This window comes from Metabacillus niabensis (assembly GCF_902829255.1).
GTDB lineage: Bacteria > Bacillota > Bacilli > Bacillales > Bacillaceae > Metabacillus > Metabacillus niabensis.
The window spans coordinates 21,157-41,394 of record NZ_CADEPK010000299.1; the positions used below are offsets into that span (position 1 = coordinate 21,157).

Annotated in this window: 28 protein-coding genes and 1 pseudogene; 15 read left to right on the top strand and 14 right to left on the bottom strand. The window is 34.8% G+C overall.

Translation table 11 applies throughout. The features are described from left to right. The first annotated feature begins 106 nt into the window (after positions 1 to 106). The 12 genes and pseudogenes from HU235_RS17230 to HU235_RS17285 all read left to right on the top strand — a co-directional run. Complete coding sequence (locus HU235_RS17230; protein WP_174881007.1) at positions 107 to 886, top strand: hypothetical protein; 780 nt, start codon at positions 107 to 109, stop codon at positions 884 to 886. A 107-nt stretch (positions 887 to 993) separates the two neighbouring features. Continuing rightward, positions 994 to 1,386, top strand: coding sequence for a hypothetical protein (locus HU235_RS17235; RefSeq protein WP_174881008.1), 393 nt, complete (start codon positions 994 to 996; stop codon positions 1,384 to 1,386). Between the two features lie 199 nt (positions 1,387 to 1,585). Next, a complete protein-coding gene (locus HU235_RS17240) occupies positions 1,586 to 2,092 on the top strand; it encodes an ankyrin repeat domain-containing protein (protein ID WP_174881009.1) in 507 nt (168 codons plus the stop codon). A gap of 59 nt (positions 2,093 to 2,151) precedes the next feature. Beyond that, entirely contained in the window at positions 2,152 to 2,757 is a 606-nt protein-coding gene (locus tag HU235_RS17245) for a pentapeptide repeat-containing protein (protein WP_174881010.1), read from the top strand. A 171-nt stretch (positions 2,758 to 2,928) separates the two neighbouring features. After that, complete coding sequence (locus HU235_RS17250) at positions 2,929 to 3,198, top strand: hypothetical protein (protein ID WP_174881011.1); 270 nt, start codon at positions 2,929 to 2,931, stop codon at positions 3,196 to 3,198. Between the two features lie 141 nt (positions 3,199 to 3,339). Next, a complete protein-coding gene (locus tag HU235_RS17255) occupies positions 3,340 to 3,753 on the top strand; it encodes a hypothetical protein (RefSeq protein ID WP_174881012.1) in 414 nt (137 codons plus the stop codon). Positions 3,754 to 3,898: 145 nt separating this feature from the next. Beyond that, positions 3,899 to 4,480, top strand: a complete 582-nt coding sequence (locus HU235_RS17260; RefSeq protein WP_233452255.1) for a hypothetical protein — start codon at positions 3,899 to 3,901, stop codon at positions 4,478 to 4,480. Positions 4,481 to 4,516: 36 nt separating this feature from the next. Next, positions 4,517 to 5,140: a pentapeptide repeat-containing protein gene (locus tag HU235_RS17265; protein ID WP_174881013.1), complete on the top strand. Its 624-nt coding sequence runs from the start codon at positions 4,517 to 4,519 to the stop codon at positions 5,138 to 5,140. A gap of 239 nt (positions 5,141 to 5,379) precedes the next feature. Beyond that, entirely contained in the window at positions 5,380 to 5,943 is a 564-nt protein-coding gene (locus tag HU235_RS17270) for a hypothetical protein (RefSeq protein WP_174881014.1), read from the top strand. 74 nt (positions 5,944 to 6,017) lie between these two features. Beyond that, positions 6,018 to 6,413, top strand: a complete 396-nt coding sequence (locus HU235_RS17275; RefSeq protein ID WP_174881015.1) for an immunity 22 family protein — start codon at positions 6,018 to 6,020, stop codon at positions 6,411 to 6,413. Between the two features lie 54 nt (positions 6,414 to 6,467). Continuing rightward, complete coding sequence (locus tag HU235_RS17280) at positions 6,468 to 6,824, top strand: hypothetical protein (protein WP_174881016.1); 357 nt, start codon at positions 6,468 to 6,470, stop codon at positions 6,822 to 6,824. Beyond that, positions 6,790 to 6,969, top strand: a pseudogene (locus tag HU235_RS17285) (ankyrin repeat domain-containing protein); the annotation flags it as partial. The gene HU235_RS17280 and the pseudogene HU235_RS17285, both read left to right, overlap by 35 nt. Before the next feature lie 182 nt (positions 6,970 to 7,151). Here the strand turns inward: HU235_RS17285 and HU235_RS17290 are convergent. After that, the gene (locus HU235_RS17290) at positions 7,152 to 7,766 is read right to left on the bottom strand and encodes a class I SAM-dependent methyltransferase (protein WP_174881017.1); all 615 of its coding nucleotides are present in this window, start codon (positions 7,764 to 7,766) and stop codon (positions 7,152 to 7,154) included. 162 nt (positions 7,767 to 7,928) lie between these two features. Continuing rightward, positions 7,929 to 8,939 (bottom strand): DUF3231 family protein, encoded by a 1,011-nt coding sequence (locus tag HU235_RS17295; RefSeq protein WP_174881018.1) that lies wholly within the window; start codon positions 8,937 to 8,939, stop codon positions 7,929 to 7,931. Positions 8,940 to 9,355: 416 nt separating this feature from the next. Here HU235_RS17295 and HU235_RS17300 point away from each other — a divergent pair, with 416 nt between their 5' ends. Continuing rightward, positions 9,356 to 9,733: a hypothetical protein gene (locus HU235_RS17300; protein WP_174881019.1), complete on the top strand. Its 378-nt coding sequence runs from the start codon at positions 9,356 to 9,358 to the stop codon at positions 9,731 to 9,733. Positions 9,734 to 9,841: 108 nt separating this feature from the next. Here HU235_RS17300 and HU235_RS17305 read toward each other — a convergent pair whose 3' ends face one another. The 3 genes from HU235_RS17305 to HU235_RS17315 form a co-directional block, all read right to left on the bottom strand. Further along, the gene (locus HU235_RS17305; protein ID WP_095303038.1) at positions 9,842 to 10,102 is read right to left on the bottom strand and encodes a hypothetical protein; all 261 of its coding nucleotides are present in this window, start codon (positions 10,100 to 10,102) and stop codon (positions 9,842 to 9,844) included. Beyond that, complete coding sequence (locus tag HU235_RS17310) at positions 10,099 to 10,974, bottom strand: helix-turn-helix transcriptional regulator (protein ID WP_095303037.1); 876 nt, start codon at positions 10,972 to 10,974, stop codon at positions 10,099 to 10,101. Before HU235_RS17310 ends, HU235_RS17305 begins: the two co-directional genes overlap by 4 nt. A 168-nt stretch (positions 10,975 to 11,142) precedes the next feature. Next, on the bottom strand, positions 11,143 to 11,700 hold the full coding sequence (locus HU235_RS17315; RefSeq protein ID WP_174881020.1) for a sugar O-acetyltransferase: 558 nt from the start codon (positions 11,698 to 11,700) through the stop codon (positions 11,143 to 11,145). Positions 11,701 to 12,018: 318 nt separating this feature from the next. On the opposite strand from HU235_RS17315, the gene HU235_RS17320 reads away from it, so the two are divergent. Next, positions 12,019 to 12,468: a DUF1569 domain-containing protein gene (locus HU235_RS17320; RefSeq protein ID WP_174881021.1), complete on the top strand. Its 450-nt coding sequence runs from the start codon at positions 12,019 to 12,021 to the stop codon at positions 12,466 to 12,468. Between the two features lie 230 nt (positions 12,469 to 12,698). On the opposite strand, the gene sinI is transcribed toward HU235_RS17320, so the two are convergent. The 3 genes from sinI to HU235_RS17335 all read right to left on the bottom strand — a co-directional run bounded on the left by sinI (position 12,699) and on the right by HU235_RS17335 (position 14,849). Then, complete coding sequence (sinI, locus tag HU235_RS17325) at positions 12,699 to 12,827, bottom strand: DNA-binding anti-repressor SinI (RefSeq protein WP_095303034.1); 129 nt, start codon at positions 12,825 to 12,827, stop codon at positions 12,699 to 12,701. 283 nt (positions 12,828 to 13,110) lie between these two features. Then, positions 13,111 to 13,791: an alpha/beta hydrolase gene (locus HU235_RS17330; RefSeq protein WP_233452256.1), complete on the bottom strand. Its 681-nt coding sequence runs from the start codon at positions 13,789 to 13,791 to the stop codon at positions 13,111 to 13,113. Between the two features lie 140 nt (positions 13,792 to 13,931). Next, positions 13,932 to 14,849, bottom strand: coding sequence for a COX15/CtaA family protein (locus tag HU235_RS17335; protein WP_174881023.1), 918 nt, complete (start codon positions 14,847 to 14,849; stop codon positions 13,932 to 13,934). 129 nt (positions 14,850 to 14,978) lie between these two features. On the opposite strand from HU235_RS17335, the gene HU235_RS17340 reads away from it, so the two are divergent. Then, positions 14,979 to 15,593: a TetR/AcrR family transcriptional regulator gene (locus tag HU235_RS17340; RefSeq protein ID WP_174881024.1), complete on the top strand. Its 615-nt coding sequence runs from the start codon at positions 14,979 to 14,981 to the stop codon at positions 15,591 to 15,593. Positions 15,594 to 15,956: 363 nt separating this feature from the next. On the opposite strand, the gene HU235_RS17345 is transcribed toward HU235_RS17340, so the two are convergent. From HU235_RS17345 to HU235_RS17370, 6 genes are all read right to left on the bottom strand, one after another. Next, positions 15,957 to 16,493: an AAA family ATPase gene (locus HU235_RS17345; RefSeq protein WP_174881025.1), complete on the bottom strand. Its 537-nt coding sequence runs from the start codon at positions 16,491 to 16,493 to the stop codon at positions 15,957 to 15,959. 30 nt (positions 16,494 to 16,523) lie between these two features. Further along, positions 16,524 to 16,985 carry a GNAT family N-acetyltransferase gene (locus HU235_RS17350; RefSeq protein WP_145583194.1) on the bottom strand — a complete coding sequence of 154 codons (462 nt, stop codon included), beginning with the start codon at positions 16,983 to 16,985 and terminating at the stop codon, positions 16,524 to 16,526. Positions 16,986 to 17,088: 103 nt separating this feature from the next. Next, positions 17,089 to 17,652: a histidine phosphatase family protein gene (locus tag HU235_RS17355; RefSeq protein ID WP_174881026.1), complete on the bottom strand. Its 564-nt coding sequence runs from the start codon at positions 17,650 to 17,652 to the stop codon at positions 17,089 to 17,091. A gap of 208 nt (positions 17,653 to 17,860) precedes the next feature. After that, a complete protein-coding gene (locus HU235_RS17360) occupies positions 17,861 to 18,904 on the bottom strand; it encodes an SDR family oxidoreductase (RefSeq protein WP_174881027.1) in 1,044 nt (347 codons plus the stop codon). 410 nt (positions 18,905 to 19,314) lie between these two features. Next, on the bottom strand, positions 19,315 to 19,551 hold the full coding sequence (locus HU235_RS17365; protein ID WP_174881028.1) for a hypothetical protein: 237 nt from the start codon (positions 19,549 to 19,551) through the stop codon (positions 19,315 to 19,317). 57 nt (positions 19,552 to 19,608) lie between these two features. Continuing rightward, complete coding sequence (locus HU235_RS17370; protein WP_174881029.1) at positions 19,609 to 19,848, bottom strand: hypothetical protein; 240 nt, start codon at positions 19,846 to 19,848, stop codon at positions 19,609 to 19,611. Positions 19,849 to 20,238: the final 390 nt, after the last annotated feature.

The following is a 20,238-nucleotide window of genomic DNA, read 5'->3' on the forward strand; positions in this document are numbered from 1 at the left end:
ATTAATAATGATTGTAGTCCGGTTTTACATACTTAGAAAGGTTTTGAAGAGTGGATTACGGATGTTTTAGAAGAGGACTCAATTCTCAGTATTAAGGAGGATATACATGAAACCAGATTTTTTCACAATAACAATGTATCCAACAGTATCTTTTAATAAAGAGGAAGAATTAGGTCGTCTTTTGGATCTATTTGAGTCAAATGAAAAATTTGCTCCTACGCATTGGGGAAACTGTGAAACGGTACGAGTAGAGTATAACCGCCTGGAAATTTTAGAAAAAGTAATTTCGGAGCGTACAGTATCAGAAGTCTATTTATATCGTGATAAATCTGTGAGCTACACAGGACGATTTCAAGTTAACTGGAGTTATCGTTCATTTATGGAATTTGAATTTCATAAATCAATACCTGAAAAATTATGGCCTGCATTTTTTGATTTTTCCGATCAAATTGCAGAAATTGCCAAACCGAGTTACGGGGTAACTCAAATTTTTTGGCCTTTATCATATCCATGGAATACAGAACGTGAGCGATTACAAATGTGGATGGAAATATCCTCGCAACCTATACCAGTTAGGTTTTTTCCAAATGGCCCTTTAGGGGTAGGAGTTAGAACATACTTTAGTAGTCATATTTTAGAAATGTTTGATAGGGGATTTTTACTAAATAGCCCAGCTACAATATCAGAGCTTGATTGGGGAGGCATTGGTATTAATCTTTTACATAATCCATTAGAAGCCGATATTGATACGTTACTGGATAGTTGGTTATCTGTAATGGAATATTTGGAACCAGCTCAAATTATAGCTGTACCAAGTTTTGATGAGGATCGGATGGGTGTAACTTTTTCTCCAAATGTTGCTTGGAAGGATTATCTGAAAAGTTAATTGATAGGAGAGAATAATGAGTGAGAATATGGTGAAATTAGGGTCAAGGCAAAACGAGTTCTGTTAAGTGTTTTTTCACTTAGAAGACTTATCTTAAGGGTGACACAATGATAAAAAATTTTATAGTATTAGGAGTTAAAACTAATAATATTGATGAAGTAACAAATGATTTGGAAGAATTATTGCAAATTAAGTTTACAATACATGAGAGTAGTTATTGGGGTATATATAATCTGGCAAAAATATCTAAATCATCAGATATAAAACTTGGGTATAACTATGTAGATGAGGATTGGCGAGAGGAAGAGCATAAAGATTGTCCTCTACTAGTTGAATTAAATAATCTACAACAATCTGAAGAAACAATGAATGTAATTTGTCGAAAACTACCCTATATTATACCTCTAACTATTACAGTTATTGAACCTAATATTTCATCGAGGAAATACAAATTTATAGATGGAGAAGCAAAACTAGTTTATGAACATTTTTTTAGGTGAGAAAGTAAATACATTATTTTAGTATTCCCTTCGAAAAGGAGCAATTATGGTAAGTTAAAAGAAAACCATGATTGCCCCCTTTTTTATAGAATTTACATTTATTGGTGCTGTTCCATATAAGTAGTCTTTTATGTTTGTTCATTTTATTGTTCTACTTGCCATGGTTTTTGAACAGCATCAAATTGTCTAGGAGGCTTCATTGGAACGTAAGGAAAGAGCAGTAAAAATTTATGATTTAATAAAGAATGGCGATACAGAACAAGCGAAAGAGATAATGCTTACTGATAAGACTATGCTTGATTTTGTCACACCTTATGGAACGTGGCTGCATGTTGCGGCAAGAGCTGGTGAACTGGAAATGATAAAATTTCTTGTTGAATCTGGTATGGATATGAACATCAACGAAGGTGTACCGAAGTCTGCTCCTATTGCTCATGCAGCGAGTGAAGGTGAAATTCATATTGTAGAGTACTTACTTGAGTGCGGCGCAAGTCTTGATGTTAGTGAACCAAATAAAAATCCATTATTCTCAGCCATTTATGGTGGGCATCTCAATATTGTGAAAATGCTCGTTCAGAACGGTATTGATTATTCTGTTAAATACACAGGTGATGGGATGCAAGATATAGGAGCTTATGAATTTGCAATTGAGAGAGGCCAATTAGACATTGCGAATTATTTAAAAGATAAACTCGCGGAATATTAACTTTTTAGTCAAAAAGGGAAAAGTTATTAAATTTGGTACCCTAAATTGGAGGAATTATCATGAATAGTAGTCAGAATAACATCATCGTACTCCTACAGCAGCATCAATTATGGATTGATACAGTTGGAAAGCAAGGGTCTAAGTTAGTGCTTGATGAAGAAGATATGAGGAGCATTGATTTGAAAAATTATCCTTTAGATCAAGGATATATAACAGAATGCATGTTTCATAGTATGGACTTGCAAGGGAAGGACTTTCATTATTCGGTTTTATGCTCATCAAAGTTTATTTCTGCCAATTTAGATGGAGCTAATTTTTATAAATCTGACTTATCATATACAAATTTTTCAGGAGCAAATATGTGTCATACGAAGTTAGCGAAGGCGGATTGCTATGAAGCTAATTTTCAAGAAGCTGACCTTTCAAATTCAAATTTAATAGCATGCTTGTTTCATGATACAAATTTACAAAATGCTATTTTAAAAAATGCGGACCTAAGTGTAGCTTCCTTTAAAAATGTACTCCTAAATGGTGTGAATATGTCAGGTGTAAGGGGAATTGAGGAGGCAATGATAACAAGTATTAATATTGGCACTATTGATAATCCGAGTATTTTAAATAATGAGGAAGCTAAAAATTGGATGAAAGCACAAGCCGTTAAGTAAAATCAGCTGGCAGTATTTATATCAATTCCTAAGGGTGGAGACACAAGGATAGAGAAATATGTAAAAATAGGAATAAAGCAAGATGACATTGACAAAGTAACGAATGATGTTGAAGCATTGTTAAAAGTTCGTTTCACAAAACATGAGAGTAGTTACTGGGGGTTGTATAATTTGGTACAACTATCAGAATCAGAAGAGATAAAACTTGGATATAATTATGTAGATGATGATTGGAGAGAAGAGGATTATAAAGATTGTCCCTTGATATTAGAATTAAATAACTTGCAACAACCAGAAGAGATCGTGGACTCACTTTATAACAATCTTCCATATGTTATTCCTTTGTATATGAGAGTGATTACCCCAGGAGTTTCGTTAAAGAAGTATATTTTTGAAAATGGACATACGAAACTAGTTTATGAATATTTCAAGAAAAAATAAAATGGAAATAATTGGTAGACGATATACTAATTTGAAGAAGTCTTTTTTTAATATAGTCTCCTTTAAGATACCAGTAGAAAGTAATGCAGAGATTGAATTAGACATCATGCTTTTAATTTCAACGAGTGAAGGGTGCTAAACATGTATAAAGATTTAGATAACCTACTATCTGCCGAAACATCAGTAGATTCCTGGTATGACGATGGTTGTATGATTGCAAGTGAAATACTATCAGAGTTTAGCACAGAAGATTGGCAAGAGCTAGCACGAAAGGTCCTTACGAAACCTTTAGAATGGCAAAAGAAGCTAGCTTACTGTCTTGATAGCAATTGCACGAACTATGAACTTCAGATTCTATTATCATTACTAAATATTCAAGATGAAGAGCTATTTGTAATTTGTATTGATACACTAAGAAGCTATACAACACCAGAAAGTATAAAAATAATCGCAGAGAATCATATCATACTAAAACGAGTAAATGAATTAATCCCCAAATCAGGAGTAGCTGTTAAGAAAATTCTCGAAGATTTTCTTGTAAATATTCAACAATAGTTTTACTTACCTTAAGTCTATATAGTTTTTAGTAACCAAGGGTAGCTCGATGATTTCTTTATTAAAAGAGCGAGAAAACTTGTTTTACATTGAAGTTGTTTTAAAATGCTTTCTTTAAAATATAGATAGAAATGAGGAAATCTAATTGGATGCTGACATTAGAGTAAGTTCCTTACCATCTGAGAATCGTAAATTGTTTCAAAAGGTGAAACATCAGACACTATACAAAATGATAAGGTTTAGCTGGTGGGAGAGTCATGAAGCAATGGTGCAATGTGGAATTGCTGAAGAAGACGTATTCTCATTAACTGCAGGACATGTGTTAATGTATTTTCATTCTGGATTAGTTATAGGGGCAGCAAGTGACCCAGAGCGAAATTCAGTTCTTATTTGGGTGGAAAGAAATGACACAGGCTATGTATCTGATGATCCTATCGAAACTGATACTGATTTATTTTCGATTAATGCCTTGGATAAACAATATAGCAGCTCTTATTGGCGTCAAATCGTAGGGCATAGGATTGAAGAGATTAGTATTATTAAGAGTATTCCGCAAAATGCATTGCTTGCTGAATTGGCCAATGAGGTTGGTGTTGAGTTCGTTATGGATAATGGGGAAAAAATTATCCTGTCTCATGGTCTCCACAACAATTCGGACGATTTTTCAGTGATAACAGAGTCATATATAGATAGAAGAATATTAGAGAATTTAAAGTGGGAAAATTAAAGGATCAGAAAATAAATGCTATGGTGGACAACGATAATGATAATGAAAAAAATCGAACAAAAAGAGCTAGATTTATTGATAAGCGATCATAATAAATATATAGATTCTGCACAAAAAAATGAGCTAGAGGGCAAGAGGTTAATTTTAGATGAAATAGATTTCTCACAAAACGATCTATCAAGGTTAAACTTTGTAAATGTATATATAACAGGATGCATCTTTCATAATATGGTATTTGAGAATATCAATTTTGGAGGAGCAAAATTATATGATTGTAAATTAAGTAATATTACCTTTAGAAATGTAAACTTTGGGAAGGCTGTTCTGGATTTTAGTCACATCGAACATTCCACTTTTGAAAATTGTACACTTCGAAAAATAAACTCAAATGAAACGAAGTTTGAAAAGATATATTTTAATAGTTGTAAATTAGATGATGTATTTGCCTATAGTGTACTTAATGATGTGGAATATGAAAATTGTGAGATTAATGGAGTGGAATTTTGGGAATGCATCATTAACAATCTTAAATTTATAAACAGCGAATTTGATGTAAATGATAGTATAAAAAAGATTAACATAGGAACCCTTGAGCAACCAATAATCGTTAATGGAAACGAGGCTGTGAAGCTTTTTAAAGGGGCTGCGGAAGGTATATAGATCTTGACAGAATAGGAGATAATAATCGATTTGTATACAAATATATTCCTAGATTCTCATTTGGAGAAAAAGGAGATTATTGATATCGTTTCTAGGTTCGTTTGACAGAGTCAGTAAAATAGTACCTTTTACCCGACAAAGATATTGGTAAAATTTGTAGAATAAGATTCGATATTGGGGTGTTTTGCTAAGCATAATCATATATTCCCTTATTAAAAGAATTGGAGGATTTACATTTAATGGGTTTTTTTAATCGTTTTTTTAAGAAAGTGGAAGAAGTGAATAAAGGAGAAGCTGCTTTGTCAGAGCTTGAATCTGAGCTTTACATTGAGTCACCAGAGGAAGAAGCTAGGAATTACTGGGTGGAAATGGCACAGAATATTATTGTAAATGTCGTTAAGGCAACTGATAACTCTGTAGAGCGTGCCTTTGTCCTAGTAGATATGAGGGAACAGCCTTCTTTTGATATTTTTTATCAAATTGATGGCAGATTAGTGATGTGGAATCAGCTTGAAGATACTAGTATAAAAGAAAAGCTTGAAAATGAATTATTACCGCAAGCACCTGCTGTCGCTTCTGCTGTAAATGGCAATTTTGAAGAAGCTGAACACGTTAAGATTGCCTACGCTGAGCTGCAATTTGAGTGGGCAACTGGAGCTTGGTTTTCTCATATCATTTGGGAAGATGATGACAATGCAAAGCTAGCAAAGGAAGAAATCCTAAGTCAATGGTTCAATACTTTGAGTGCTGAAATTAAAACTCAACCATTAGATAGTGATGCCAAACTTTCATGGTATCCATGAAAATATGTGGACGGTTCTCATGCTTCTTTGGAAGTGAAAGAACCGTCCACATTTTGTCAAAGGGGGAATAAGTTGTGGAACGTCCAGGATCAGTATCTCTATGGTTGGGAAATTGTAAAAATGAAAACTTCCTAAGACAATATGTTGATATAAAACTTGATGAAACTGGTGAGAGAATTCCATCGACATTTATGAATGATTTTAAACTAGACTTTATCGAGTACAATCAAGATTTAGTAGAATGTACATTTATTGATCCCCCTACATCTTCCCTGTCAGAATTACTAAGGAATGCTTCATACTCGGATACAATAATTGATGAACTTGTAGATTTTTATGGCCCACACTTATCCGAACAATACAATGTTGCAATACGATTATATGACTTCGAATACCCGGAAACGATTGAGGAAGCCGCACTTGATGGTAAAAAACTGACTTTTATTGGTTCGGTAGTTTATGAGGAGTAAACTAAATATCGACATTTAAGAATAAAAATCATAAGAGTAGTTGGGGTTGGGAAAATGGATTATGAATTGGAAAGTCCATTACCTTATCAATTACTAGCAGACATGATTCGAAAACAATTAATCGAGGTTCTGAATCATAAAGTATCCATTCACATCGATGAAGAAGAAATCATAATCGGAACAGAATTTTTTTCGTTAGCTCTAGAAATAGATGATATTTCAGACATTACTTTTATTAAAGAGCATTATAAGCTAAATGTTAATGTTTGCATAAGAGTTCAACTGTTTAATCAAACGTTTGTTCAAGGTTTAGAGTACTTATTTAGGGTTATCGGGAAGCTTATGAAAAGAATGCCTGCGAATCTGTTATTTTTAGGCCGCGATATATGGTGGTCATTTTCCTGTTGTTAAATTGTTAGTAGAGAATCATATAGATGTATTTATAACATACTCTGGTGACAACATGAAGGAAATGGATGCGTATGCATTTGCCGTTGAAAGAGGACAAACAGAAATCGCAGAATATATAAAGGGAAAGATGGATGTAAAAGCATAGAAAGAACTTTTGAAAAAACAAGCAAAACATTTCAAGCTCTTTATTATATCTAGATTTTAAATTTACCTCCTATCACAAGAAATAAAGGATGCCGATATTCTAGCACCCCATACAACTGTACTTAGACAGAAAGCAAAACTCGCTTGCTCATATCTATTCCATTTTGATTCACGTTCAATTATTCATTGATTCTCTTTATTTGGCTTTGCCCAGATTAAATAAAGATACCCTAAGATTGCGCGTTCTTGCTTGGTTATGCTCAAATTGGATTGCTTGACTAGAGCTAGGATATCGCGGTTTTGGTGGCAGCCGAATGCTTTCACTGCGAGCTTATCAAATTTCTTTTGAATCCAAGCCAGTGTTGGGGTGGAAGATAAACCGTGTTCCATAAGTAAGATCTGTCCATTCGCTTTACACCATTTATTGAAAAGGTTTAATACATGAACTGGGTTTTCATAGCTACAAAAAGACCCAGATGACACAATCGTATCAAAGGAATTATCAGGAAATTCAAGGGACTCAACATCTGACACAATAAATTTTGCTCTAAAGCCGTAATCTTTTGCAGATTCCTCAGCATGTTCAATCATTTTAGGGCTGAAATCCACTCCTACATACTCAATATCTTTTGGGTAAAATGAGAAATTCATTCCTGCTCCAACCGCTACCTCAAGAGTGTCCCCTTTGACAGCTTGGAAAATGTGCCTTCTCCATTTGTTATTCTCTTGGTTTTTCCGCCTTTTCGAATATTTTACAGCTTGTTGGTTAAACTTTTGAATTAATTGTTTTTTCTCCACGATGTTTCATTCACCTCCTACTATCACTATATCAACAAATTTGCGCTGTTATCCGAATAAAAAAATTTTTTTCATTATCGTATGCAAACTTATATAAACAAAAAAATGCCTTTACCATCATAGGTAAACGCATCCTTGTTTGATTATTTGTTATCTGTTTTTTCATTCCAACAACTTCTTTCGGTCCGTTACAAGGGGAGGCTGCTCGAGCCATTCTTTTTCAATTAAAATGTCAAAGGTGTCCTTTGCGTAATTCATGACTTCTGCAATGATTTTGCTATATTGGGCTGTCAAATCGGTTCTCATTGTTACAGACATGGCGTGTGATATGAGGCTGATGTCTACCGAATTCAGCATGTTAATAAGAGCAAAAATTAGCTTATCGGAAAATGGTGAGACAGTGGAGGCAGTTACTTCCATCCCGACAGTAACTGTGCCAAGAAGATCCTCCGCCATCATTAAGTCGTTGAAGAATTGGATTTGTTTTTCACTAATCGATTTTCCCCTTAGTATGTGATTTTTTAGTTTCTTATCATTGATGACTTGGGCAAAGCCTAACATGATAATGACAGAGAAATAATTTCGCTCTATGTTAAAAAAGATCTCGGACAATTCGATTGCATTGAGTGGACGTTTTTTGCCAACGATTCCGTTAAGGAAGGAGCCTTTTTGAACGAACTCAATTTCCTTAGGGTATTCCATTTTAGGTGGGCGGTCATAAATTCCCTTTGAGAGCATTAATTTTACGGCTTTTCCAAACATCTCAGTTGTTGTATGTATACACTCAGTAAAGAAATCAAGGATGTCTAATCGAACATTATTAGAGGCAAAATAACTAAAGTTTATCATCCCAAGTCGATTTGTCATGTAAAGATAACTTAGTGTAAACACATCGTGAAAGAGCTGTGGGGCAGCCAAATTTACATCACCATCTGAAAAGCCTTCTGGTATCGGGAAATTCTCCTCGAGAAAGATTTGCTTTACCTTTTCTAATCTCCCTTCTGAAATATGCAATGCCTCTTTGGCAAGTGGCTTGATTTCCTCATCCTGAAGGTGATGCAGAAAATATGTTAAAAATTGAACATTCATACTCTCCTGATTAAAAATTCCCCAAAGCCCACCAATTTCTGTGCACGTTAATTTAATATTGTGTTGTTTATTATGTGGTTCCAATAACGATCCACTCCATCATTTTTAGTTATAGTATTGCAAACTCCAATCATTAATAATCTTTAATTTTTATTTTTTTAAATGGAGATTATTTTTAGGTATAATTTGAGCCAGTGTTTGCATTTTTAATGGGATCGTACAATGCGACAATTGGCTTGATGTCATGCATTTTGAAGGTGGACTCCTTTAAACTATCTTGATGGAATTGAAATGATTCTTTATTTTTAAGTGAAAAGCTGTTTTGTTTTTATTGGAATGTTTACATAGTTTTTGTAATGGCAAAAAAATGCCTCGTAAACCCTTGTTGGCGGAGCGAATATCGTTAATAATTAGTATGAGGTAAACTGGAAAAACATTGTAAAAAGATTGCGGATACCTCAGTCTTTATTTCTTATCATAATAGAATGAGAGGGCTTAAGATGAGTGTTTCAATTTATTACACAGCAACACGTAAACAAAAGCTAACGAAGGAAGAACAAGAGGCTATTCATCAATTCATTATTGATTATTCCGTTGATGAAGAAATCGAAAAATATATGAATACGGGTGAAGGATATAATTGGACTAGCTTTTATGTCTATGACAATGAAGATCCTACAGAAGCGGATGTTATATTTGAAGGTGCAACCCAGCTACCTGATAATAGCGAAGATGCGATGTGGGATGGTATTCAGCATTGGTCGGCTTTGCTTTCGCAAATTCGCTCTGTTGTCCCAGAGGCAAAGTGGCATGTACATGTAGATGACCATGAGCTTGTGTGGGATGAAGAGCATTTGGAATATGACCTATCGAAATAAATGGATGAAAGGCACTTGTTGCTTTGTGGAATAGTTTAGCTAATATAACATGAACCATCTATCAGCATGTAGGATAGATGGTTTTAAGGGAATAGTACGTTTATAAATCTACTTGTTAAAATACTGCTGAATGATTGAGGCAAATTCTTTCGTTGCTTCTTCATTTTTTACATTTAAATTTAAAACTAAGTTTCCTAAATAATCATCTGTTTCGAAAAGCTTTTGGTTGGTTTGATAAATATTCAACAAAATCGGATATTGCTTACCGACCTTTTCCATCTTCGTTTGAATTTTATATTCCTTTGTTCCGAAACCGAGTGAAGTATAAATTGCAAAAAATAGATCAAAAACTAAATCGAAAATAATCACATTTCATCAAATCCTAAATTAATTGGATCTAATGGTAATTGCTCCTGTGCTAGCATATTTGTTGAAGGAACCGATTGATCTACCTCTTCAAAAGCAAACCCGTCAGCCCATACCTTTCCTGTTCCGATTAATAGAACCCCAAAGTGTATTGAAACGCTGTCTTCAGGCACATCTAGCACGATAAAATAATAGTTCCAATCAGTTGTACCTTGGATTGGGCGATTGTCCATATTATCAAACTGGATCATATCACTAGAAGCATTATCAATTCGACACCATGCCCCACACTTTACAACTTCTTCAGTTTTTAAAAAACAGGAAACTTTAATCCGTTTTCCTTTCCATTTTTCCGCTGAAAAGCTTTGCATCATCGTGCCAAATTGTCCTTCCCCTGCGTCTCCAACAGACGCAAGTAAGCCCGAGCTTGTACCCGTATGAAATACTTGATTGTCGGCTTTCATTTCATAGAGATTCGGGTGTGAGCCACTTAAAACCCATCCTTTAATCAATTTTTGTTCACCCATATTTTCTTCCTCCGTCCTTTGTAGTGTTCGCATCAATTTACGATATTTTCCTGGTGGCATTTGATAGACTTCTTTAAAAGAACGAGTAAAAGCCTCTTGGGATTGAAATTGCAACTCAAAGGCTATTTGAATAATCGATTCATCTGAATATAACAAGTACATCGCAGCTGTCGCTAATCGACGTTTACGAATATACTCCCCGATGTTCATTCCTGTTTCTTGTTTGAAAACTCTCGATAAATGAAATTTAGAATAACCAATTTGAACTGCATAATCCTCTAATTGCCATTCTTCTAATAAATGCTCTTCTAAAAAAGAAATAACATCTCTAGTTACTTCGCTATACATGATGCTCACCTCACTTACTAAGTTTAGAGGGTTGTGAAAATATATTTTTGATAATAATTGCTATATATGAATTATTATTTTGTAATGTCGAAATATTCTTTCTTTTATTATACTAAGAAGTAAGGAAAAATGGTATGTAAGGAAGATGTCTTGCTAACTAATTACCTATCAGTCAATTTCCTTAATGATTCTTGCTGGATTTCCACCAACTACTACATTGTCTGGTACATCTTTTGTAACAACTGCACCTGAGGCGATAACAACATTGTTTCCTATCGTTACGCCTGGATTTACAATAGCACTTCCGCCAATCCACACATTGTTTCCAATTGTAATTGGTTTTCCATATTCTTTACCTGAATTACGTTCAATTGGATTAAGAGGGTGTGTTGCTGTATAGATTTGTACTCCTGGTCCAAGCATGCAATTATCGCCAAATCGGACTTCACATACATCTAAAATGGTACAGTCGAAGTTCGCAAAAAAGTTTTCTCCAACATAGGTGTTATAGCCATAATCAAAACGTATATTTGGCTCCATATATACATTATCTCCAGTTGAACCGAGCAATTCCTTTAATAAAATTGTTCGTAATTCCTTTTCAGATTCTAGTGTTTGATTATAGATTCTAATCTTACGTCCTGCTTCCAGATGTTCTTTTACTAATTCGGGGTCAGCTGGATTGTACATTTCACCAGCCAGCATTTTTTCTTTTTCTGTTTTCATCTATTGATTCTCCTTCTTATTAGTTTTTGCTTCTGATTGTTAATCGGATAGAAGTATTGTCTCCGAATAAAGGTAGAGGTACCTACTAGGATTACCTTCTTTTTAGTCTTATTAAATGCTTTTAAAAAGTATTTAAAAACTTTTTAAAAGCATTTAATAAGTTATGCTATTAATATATCATATAAAATTTACCAATACCATTACAGTTTAACGAAAGCGCCGTACAGTAAAGAAGGGGAAAATAGTATAACGTTGAATAATACACTAAATAAAAATTTTAAATGATCGGAAGCTACTAAAACAAAAGGAGCTATACAGATGAACTCTATATTTGTTTCCAAGCATAAAGATGAAATACTGAATCGGATTGATAGTTTAAGTGCAAATTCACAACCAATTTGGGGGAAGATGGATGTCGCCCAAATGCTATCCCATTGCTCATCCTTTCAAGATATTGCAATGGGATATTCGTTTCCGAAGAGAGGCTGGTTAGGGATAGTAGTAGGAGGATTCGCCAAACCTATTTTTTATAACGATAAGCCAGCACCAAAAAATATGTCGACAATTCCAACTATTTTAATAGCAGATAAAAGAGAGTTTGAAATCGAAAGAGAAAAACTAAAGCAAAAAATTATTACATTCCAAAAGAACGGCCCTGAAAAATGCACAAGTCATCCCCATCCCTTTTTTGGTAAACTCACTCCTGAGCAATGGGGAAAAGGAATCTACAAGCATCTTGATCATCATTTAAGACAATTTGGAGTGTAAACCTGACTTGCCTAGATGAATATCTTAAAATATTCTTTATTACATATTAGAGATTGATGAGGAACCTGTCGTTATTAGACGAATCGTTAAAAATAACGTTATGGAAATGGTGGATTACTTATATGACGGGAAGGAACTGTTGAATACTAAGTGTACTGACTAGAGGAAGCTGAATCATAGGCTAATATGTTTTTATTTACCCCTTGACGAAGAAAGAAACAAAAAAGACCTTATTCAGGTCTTTGGTTACTCAAGAAGAATTCTCTTATCTCACTTGGAGATAGTCCTAATTCAAGAGCTAGCAAAAGTAATTCCGTCCATTCTGGGTCAAGTTTCTTACTTTCGAGTGTACTGATCACTCATTATACCTCCTAAAGTAATGTTTTTTTCTAGTTCTAATTATGCGTCATCGACTAATATGGAGAAAGAGCATTAGGAATTAATTTAGTTACAATTACTTGTTTTGATAGGATGACTTATGCACTATTAAAAATTTTATACATATGGAGAAATGAACTATGTAAAAATTGTACAGGCATATTGGGGTGAATAGTATTCCCTAGTAAATGCGTGTCATTAGCAAAATTCACTAAAAAACCCACTACAAAGTAATCTAGTTATATATTATTTTGCAATTTGAACTTATGGAGTAATATTCATTTGCATAAACCATTCTTTCATAGCCATAACAATTGTTTCAATTTGCTTGCTCTCTGAGATCGTTGGTTTTTGGTCTCCATCCTGCATGCCGTATGAACCGAATTGGCTGTGGTTTCCTCCATTTATACTGACAAAAGCTGTGTCTTTAGGAAGGTTTTTTTTCGATTTCTCCCATTGCTTCTTGTTTAGAACTCCGTCATTGGTACCAGTAAGTTGCAGCACAGATAGATTTGTATCTTTGAGAGCGCCGTCTTCATCTGCATATGAAGCGAGAAAAAATACTCCTTTAAGCTTTTCGGTATGTTCAACCGCATACCTTGAAGCAAAAACGCCTCCTAACGAATGTCCGCCGATGACATAGGATTCCTTTGGGTATTCGGCAAGGAAAGAGTCTGCCTTATTTTGTCCGAAGATTGAAAGGTTTAACGGCATATTTGCAATATAGACTCGATGACCAGATTTAGCTAGCTCCCTTGCTAGAGGGGAATAGCTGATTGGCTCGACTAATCCTCCTGGATAAAAGATGATATTGGGCTCTTTTATTTGTTGATCATCAGTAGATTCAAATTTATACCCATCCTTTACCTCAGTCACCCGAACCTTGCTATCACTTTGAAAGTCAGAAAGTGCTTGTTCCGACGGTTGGTATGTTACAGAATTCAAGTATATAAACAACGATGCTAGAGCGAGAAGTATGAATAAACATGCGCCAAGGATTATTTTAAACCTTAAGCTTTTATGCCTGATTTTTAACATGACAATAGCTAACCCCGTTTCTATTACAGTGAAATAAAAATACTATTTTATGACGCTACTGGTTTGCTTAGTCTCCACACTAAATAACTCATGTAGGATAAAAGACCAAAAAGGACAGCAATGCTCGTTACATGAGCGAGCACGACGAACATATACACCTCTGGATTGTCCATTGTGAACATTAGACTAGCGCCAGATGCAACTTGAAACAAAATGAGTGCAACAGATGAGTATCCGAGAATTCTAAGCTCACGAATGTTCCAATAGAAACGAAATAGAAGCCAGCAAAGGATAAGAATGAAAATGACAAGGATGAGACCAGCGAGTCGGTGGAGAAAGGCGATTCCTACCGCACCTGTTAAACCTGGAAAAATCACTCCATTGCAAAGTGGAAAACCAGAGCATGCTGCTGCCGAGTTTGTATGACTTACAAATGCTCCCGTATAGACGACTACATAAGAATAAACAGTCGTTATCCAAACATAGTTACGAAGACGATTACTTGTTCTCGGCATTTGGTTAAATAAAGCTAATCCTCCTAATTTCTCTTCCTGTCTTGCTCCAAGACTCGTCATTAAAGAGCAGGCAAGTGATATAAAAGCAAAGCCTAAATGTAAAGCCATAACTGGTGGGGACTGAGTAAACACGACAGCGAGAGCACCCATTATTCCTTGAATGCTCACGAAAACAACCGTTAAGACTGCAAATAAGATTAAATCTTTACGATGTCGATAGTAAATCACAAATAAAATAAGTGTGATGATCGAAAGAATGCCTGCTGTCGAGCTAACTAGTCGATGTGTATATTCAATAATGGAAGCGAGTGTATGGGCAGGAACAAATTTTCCATGACATAAAGGCCATTCGTTCCCACAGCCGAGTCCTGATTCGGTACGAGTGACAACTCCACCTCCAAATGTTGCGAAAAACATAAAAATTGTAGTTAGATAACTTAACTTTTTCATTCGCTTGATACCTCACGATTAATGATAGGATTGTTTGAAGTCCATTAAATTATATTTACTGGTAAGTATAATTACAAGTTGATTTTGATAAATACGAGCATTTGTCATAAAATGTTCATGGAGGGAATTATGAAAAATCATACGAATAGAGTACCAGGTAGACCAAAACACGATAAAGAATGTGAGCCCATACATGATCTGATTATTCGAACTGCATCCAAGCTTTTTATGGAGAAAGGGTATGAACAAGTGTCCTTGCAACAAATTGCCAACGCTTGCAATGTATCAAAACCATCCATCTATTATCATTTCACAAGTAAGCCGGAACTATTTAAAGCTTCTGTGACGACAATGTTAAATAATGTGTATGAAAAAATAAAGTATTTACTTCGTGAAGCTGAGAGTATAGAGTCAGGGCTAGTGCGTGTAGCTGAGGCAAGGCTAGCGAATCCACATGCCGAGCTGCAAACGATTATAAATGAGGCAGAGGGTAACTTAAACGAAGAACAAATTCAAGAGATTAGAGAGGCAGAACTACAGATTTATCGGTTATTAGCTGATTATTTCGAGGGTGCAATGGACAAACAGTTTTTTAGAAAAAATGATCCGATGCTTCTTGCTCAGCTTTTCTCATCTATGCTCTTGATTGGAAATAGAAAAGAAACAATGAGCCAATATGAATCAAGCTATGATGTGGGAAAAAAACTAGTGGACATATTTCTGCACGGAACAACGGAGCGATGAAGCTACCTGTATTGAATAAAAAGTTTACAAGAAGTCGATTTCTAAATGAATTAGATTATTTTAAGAGCTGATTGGTTCTAACATGATTTTACTGGTGCCAAGGCTTCGTCATTAGCTCATCTTATTGAATTGACAAATTAAACAATAATTCACAACCAAGTTGCGGGAAGATGAATGTTGCACAAATGTAGGTACATTGCTCTTCCTTTCAAGATATCAAATATAAAGATAGGCAATCTTTTTTGTGCACATCGTTTACTATGTAACCTTGATTTTCTACCAACTATCCTGCCAGTTAGTCTAATAGTAAAACGATATGCACTCGTTATTTAAGCGGTGGTGGAAATTATACCAGGTAAGCGCTTATTTAATCCTTGCCTCAGATAAACGTTTCACAATCTCAGATACCGTTTCTTCAGGAGTCATATCCGACGAATCTAGCCAAAGTCCTATTCTTGGGTTTTCATTGATAAGTACGTCATAAAGAGATTTAACGTGCCAAGTAGTATAGCCTGACTTATTTCGCTTTTTCTCTCTTTCAATGACTTCTTCGACGCTTGGATTTAGTGTTATAAAGTAAATGGGAGTAGATTCGAATTCGTTTAAAAAAGAAGCGGTCTCTTTTCCTAAATAAGTATCTTGGACAACTACTGAAAACCCTGCATTATAATACATTTCAGTCACGTTTGCTGCCATTTTATAACGAAGTCGCAATTGCTCAACGGCACTTTGAGAATAATCTGGCGTCATCTCGAGCTTCCCAGTTACGATCATTTTTCGAAAAGTATCTCCTCGCACATGAACACCTTTTTCAAACTTCTCAGCTAATATTTGTGCGATGGTTGATTTTCCTGCTGCCATTATTCCCGTTATAATATAAATTCCTTTTTCAAGAGTCATCATTTATAGCCCCTTATCATCTTTTTAATACTAGGTTAAATCTGTTTCTTTTTCATATAGTTTGATATGATTACCGCTTACGCCATATACGAGACCACTATTTCGCCAGCCATATTTTTCATAATAATCCTCAAGATCTGTTGATAAATAAAGCTTATCGAATCCTTTTTTCGCTGCTTCTTGTAAACTATGTTGAAGGAGCTTCGAGCCTATTTCTCTTCCTCTAAACTCTTCATTAACGTAAAGGCAAGCAAGCCATGGGCATAGATCCTGGCGGCTATTCAGGTCATTTCTTAATAATGCATATGTACCAATGATCTGTCCATTTTCTATTGCCACATAAAACCTTGGGATATCTGATGAAGTAGTGCAAGAATGAACGATAGCGTCTTCATAAAATTTGTAATTGTTCTCGTTTCCCCATTGTTTCCAAAATACTTGAACTGCTTTATCAAAAAGGCTATTTCTATCCTTTAATTCAACAATTTCCATACAAATTCCCCATTCCACACATTAAAATATAAAAGCTATATAACGAAGATTTTTAAATACAAATTCGATTCCTCTTTCATAACAAGTTCATTTAATAAGAATCTTATGCTCGACTCCAAATTCTTTTAACTTCTTTTAAATTCTTTTTCTCAAACGTTAATCTATAAATATCCGGCATCTCAAGGTCCTGCCAAAAGTTAAAATGATATTTTTTATCAAAATAATTCATCATAAGTACCATAATATTCCCGTGCGTTCCTACAACAATATTTTTTTCTTCATGCGTTACTAATACTTTTAAAATGGCTGTTATTCCACGCTTTTGAGCTATTTGATTAGATTCTCCACCTTCGAAGGAAAAGGTCGGATCCTCCCATACCTTTTTAATAGCTGTTTGAAAGTCCTCAGGGAGAGGCTTTGTGGATAAGGTCCGTTCCTTAAAGCCGTCCTCAAGGATAATCTCTTTCCCTAAGAAGTTTGCAATACCCTCGACTGTTTGAATCGCTCTTTTGTATGGACTAGAAATAATCTGATCGACCTTTTCTTTCCAGAGTATGTTGCTAATTCTTTCAGCATCGGCGAGACCCTTAGCGGATAGAGGTCTTCCTAATTCATCAGGGGTATATGTAGAATGGGCGTGTCGTACAAGGTAGATATTCGTTGGCAATATTGTCCTCTCCCATATCGTCTTTTTTAAGCTATACCTTTAGTATTCTTCTTCTTTTCCGAACATCCTGCATGATAGGAAAATAGAAAAAGCGATGCTTCGTTATGAAGTATCGCTTCCTGTTACTGAATAACTGTACAAGCTTTTTCGATTAATTGGGAGTTTAGTAAAAGTATATCCTTTGCTTAATGGCAAAGAATGTACCTAATCATGACGTCTCACTACTCTCTTTTTGGAACCAAGACTTTAGTAGCTCTTGCTCCTTATCCCGAGAAATCCCCGCTCTTCGTTCTGTATCCTGCCTATCCTTCTCCCATTGATAAACATCATGTATTGTTTCTTCAAGAGGGCGGAAGGAAAGTCCAGCGGCAACAGCCTTTTCTATGCTGATACGAAACGATCCTTTCCACGGTTCTTTTTCTCCTTCTAACGGATAGTGTTCAGGAATCCATAATGGCATTTCTGTCCATGGCTGTATTTTATGCTCTAATACGAATTGTTCATCTGCCCATACAAACTCCGTATCACTGTTTGTAACAGCTTTACAGGTATTTAATAGCTCTGCCATAGTCAATTCATAATCAGGCCCAGTTACATTAAACGTTCCTGCTTTTCTCGTTTCTGCCATATTGAATACCCATGTTGCGAGATCCTTTATATCAATCAATTGAACCAAAGGATTTGGACTTCCTGGTACCATGATTTTTCCGCCTTGTGCTACCCGCTGCACCCAGTACGGCAGTCGATCTGTATAGTCAAACGGTCCGACAAGCTGCCCTGCTCTAATATGCAAAACACGCCCTGGCCAATGCTTCTCAGCTTCAGCTTCACATAGTACCTTCAGCGCACCGTAATACTCGTAAGGAGAAATTGACCCTTCCTCAACAGCTTTCAATTTATCTTTTGGTAACGATTGCAAAAGATAGTCCTCCGTAATATTGTGTGGAATCCAATCTTTATAAACAGAGATGCTTGAGATGTACGTATAATACTCAATATTATCCCCAAGTACAGCCGCAGCCTTTTTGATTTGATGAGGAGCGAATCCACAAGTATCTATTGCAACATCCCATTTTCGATTTTTCAAAAGTGATAAATCACCGTCTCGATCGCCGATTAAATGCTCCACTTCAGGAAATATCTCTTTATTTGTACCCCGATTAAATAAGGTGACTTCATGTCCTTTTTTCAATGCTTCCGCAACTAATGCTTTTCCTAGAAAACGAGTGCCACCAATTATAAGAACTTTCATCGATTTCCTCCATTCATTTTTATTAACCGACAAAAATGCCTTTCGTTTTATATAACGTTTACTCCTATATAAAAAGTTATGGGGAGTATAAAAGTTTTTTAAGTCTTTCTTTAATCGATTAACACTCAGACTATTAGAGGGGAGAGATTACAATGAAATGCATATATCCCTGTTAATAAAACTTTTTAGAAATATCTATTGAATCTTCCCTTGCGTCACATTTTAAACTTAAAACTATAAAAATGATCTAGGTTGTGGAAGGCTGGTGAATTAATTGGATAAAGCGACATTTGGTTTTAAGTCACCCTCTTATAAGGCTCATTTTTAGGTGTATTTCAATTCAATCATTCTTGATATTATCCGTATTCTGAGAGGAAAATAGAAACGATTCTATCTGTTTAATCGAGCAATTATTTTTCGCCTATTTTTTTATATTTTTTATACAAAAAAACAATCATGACTATGCTAAACGTAATCATAATAGAGTATTTTAAAATCATTAAGAAAAAGTCGGGATACGGAATTTCCTCAGCCGAATTCATTCCATTTACATCTGTCGTCATCCTTACTCTATCGATAAATGCTAGCAATACTAAATATGTAGTTATAAATGAATAAATAGCAGTTTTCACTAAAAGTCGTTCCATTTAGATCACCTCTAATATTGGTCTTTTGCTACTTCAACATATCCCACCCGTACGAAATTAACCTTTTTTGTTAAATGCTTTACCTAATTTTTGTGAGAAATAATAGGCTAAAGAGGCTGTGAGCAAAATTATTAGATATGGATATCCAGTATCAATACCAAAGGAAACTTCTTGTTGATAACTATTTATTGATGGAACATTAGGGGTATAAAATGCGGTTAATAGCAATCCTGATAAAATTTCGAATAATATAAGGAATAGAGCAAAACTACCTATGAATACTAAATATTTTTTCAAAATGATCCCTCCGTTTTTTATTAATAGATAGCCTTCTTATATAACTGCCGTTTATGCTTCTACTTAATTAACGAAATGAAAGTCAAAAAGTTGCAACCTGGCAAGGATTATCCTGAATTTTTTACCGTAAAAACTGTTGTTTATTGTTAAAGTTAAATATTGGATAAATCATGTATAAACAATAAAAAACAAATGCCAAACCCTTGAATATATTGGGTTTGGCATATTTACTTACTTTTAAAAATTACAATGATGTTAACTAGTTTTGTATAGATTATTCAAATCATGTTAATTATAACTACGACTAAACCAATTCCTCCTAAAAATGAATAGAGGTATCCAATAATAAAACTATTTCTATTCTTAAATTCTTTAAATACTAAATAATAT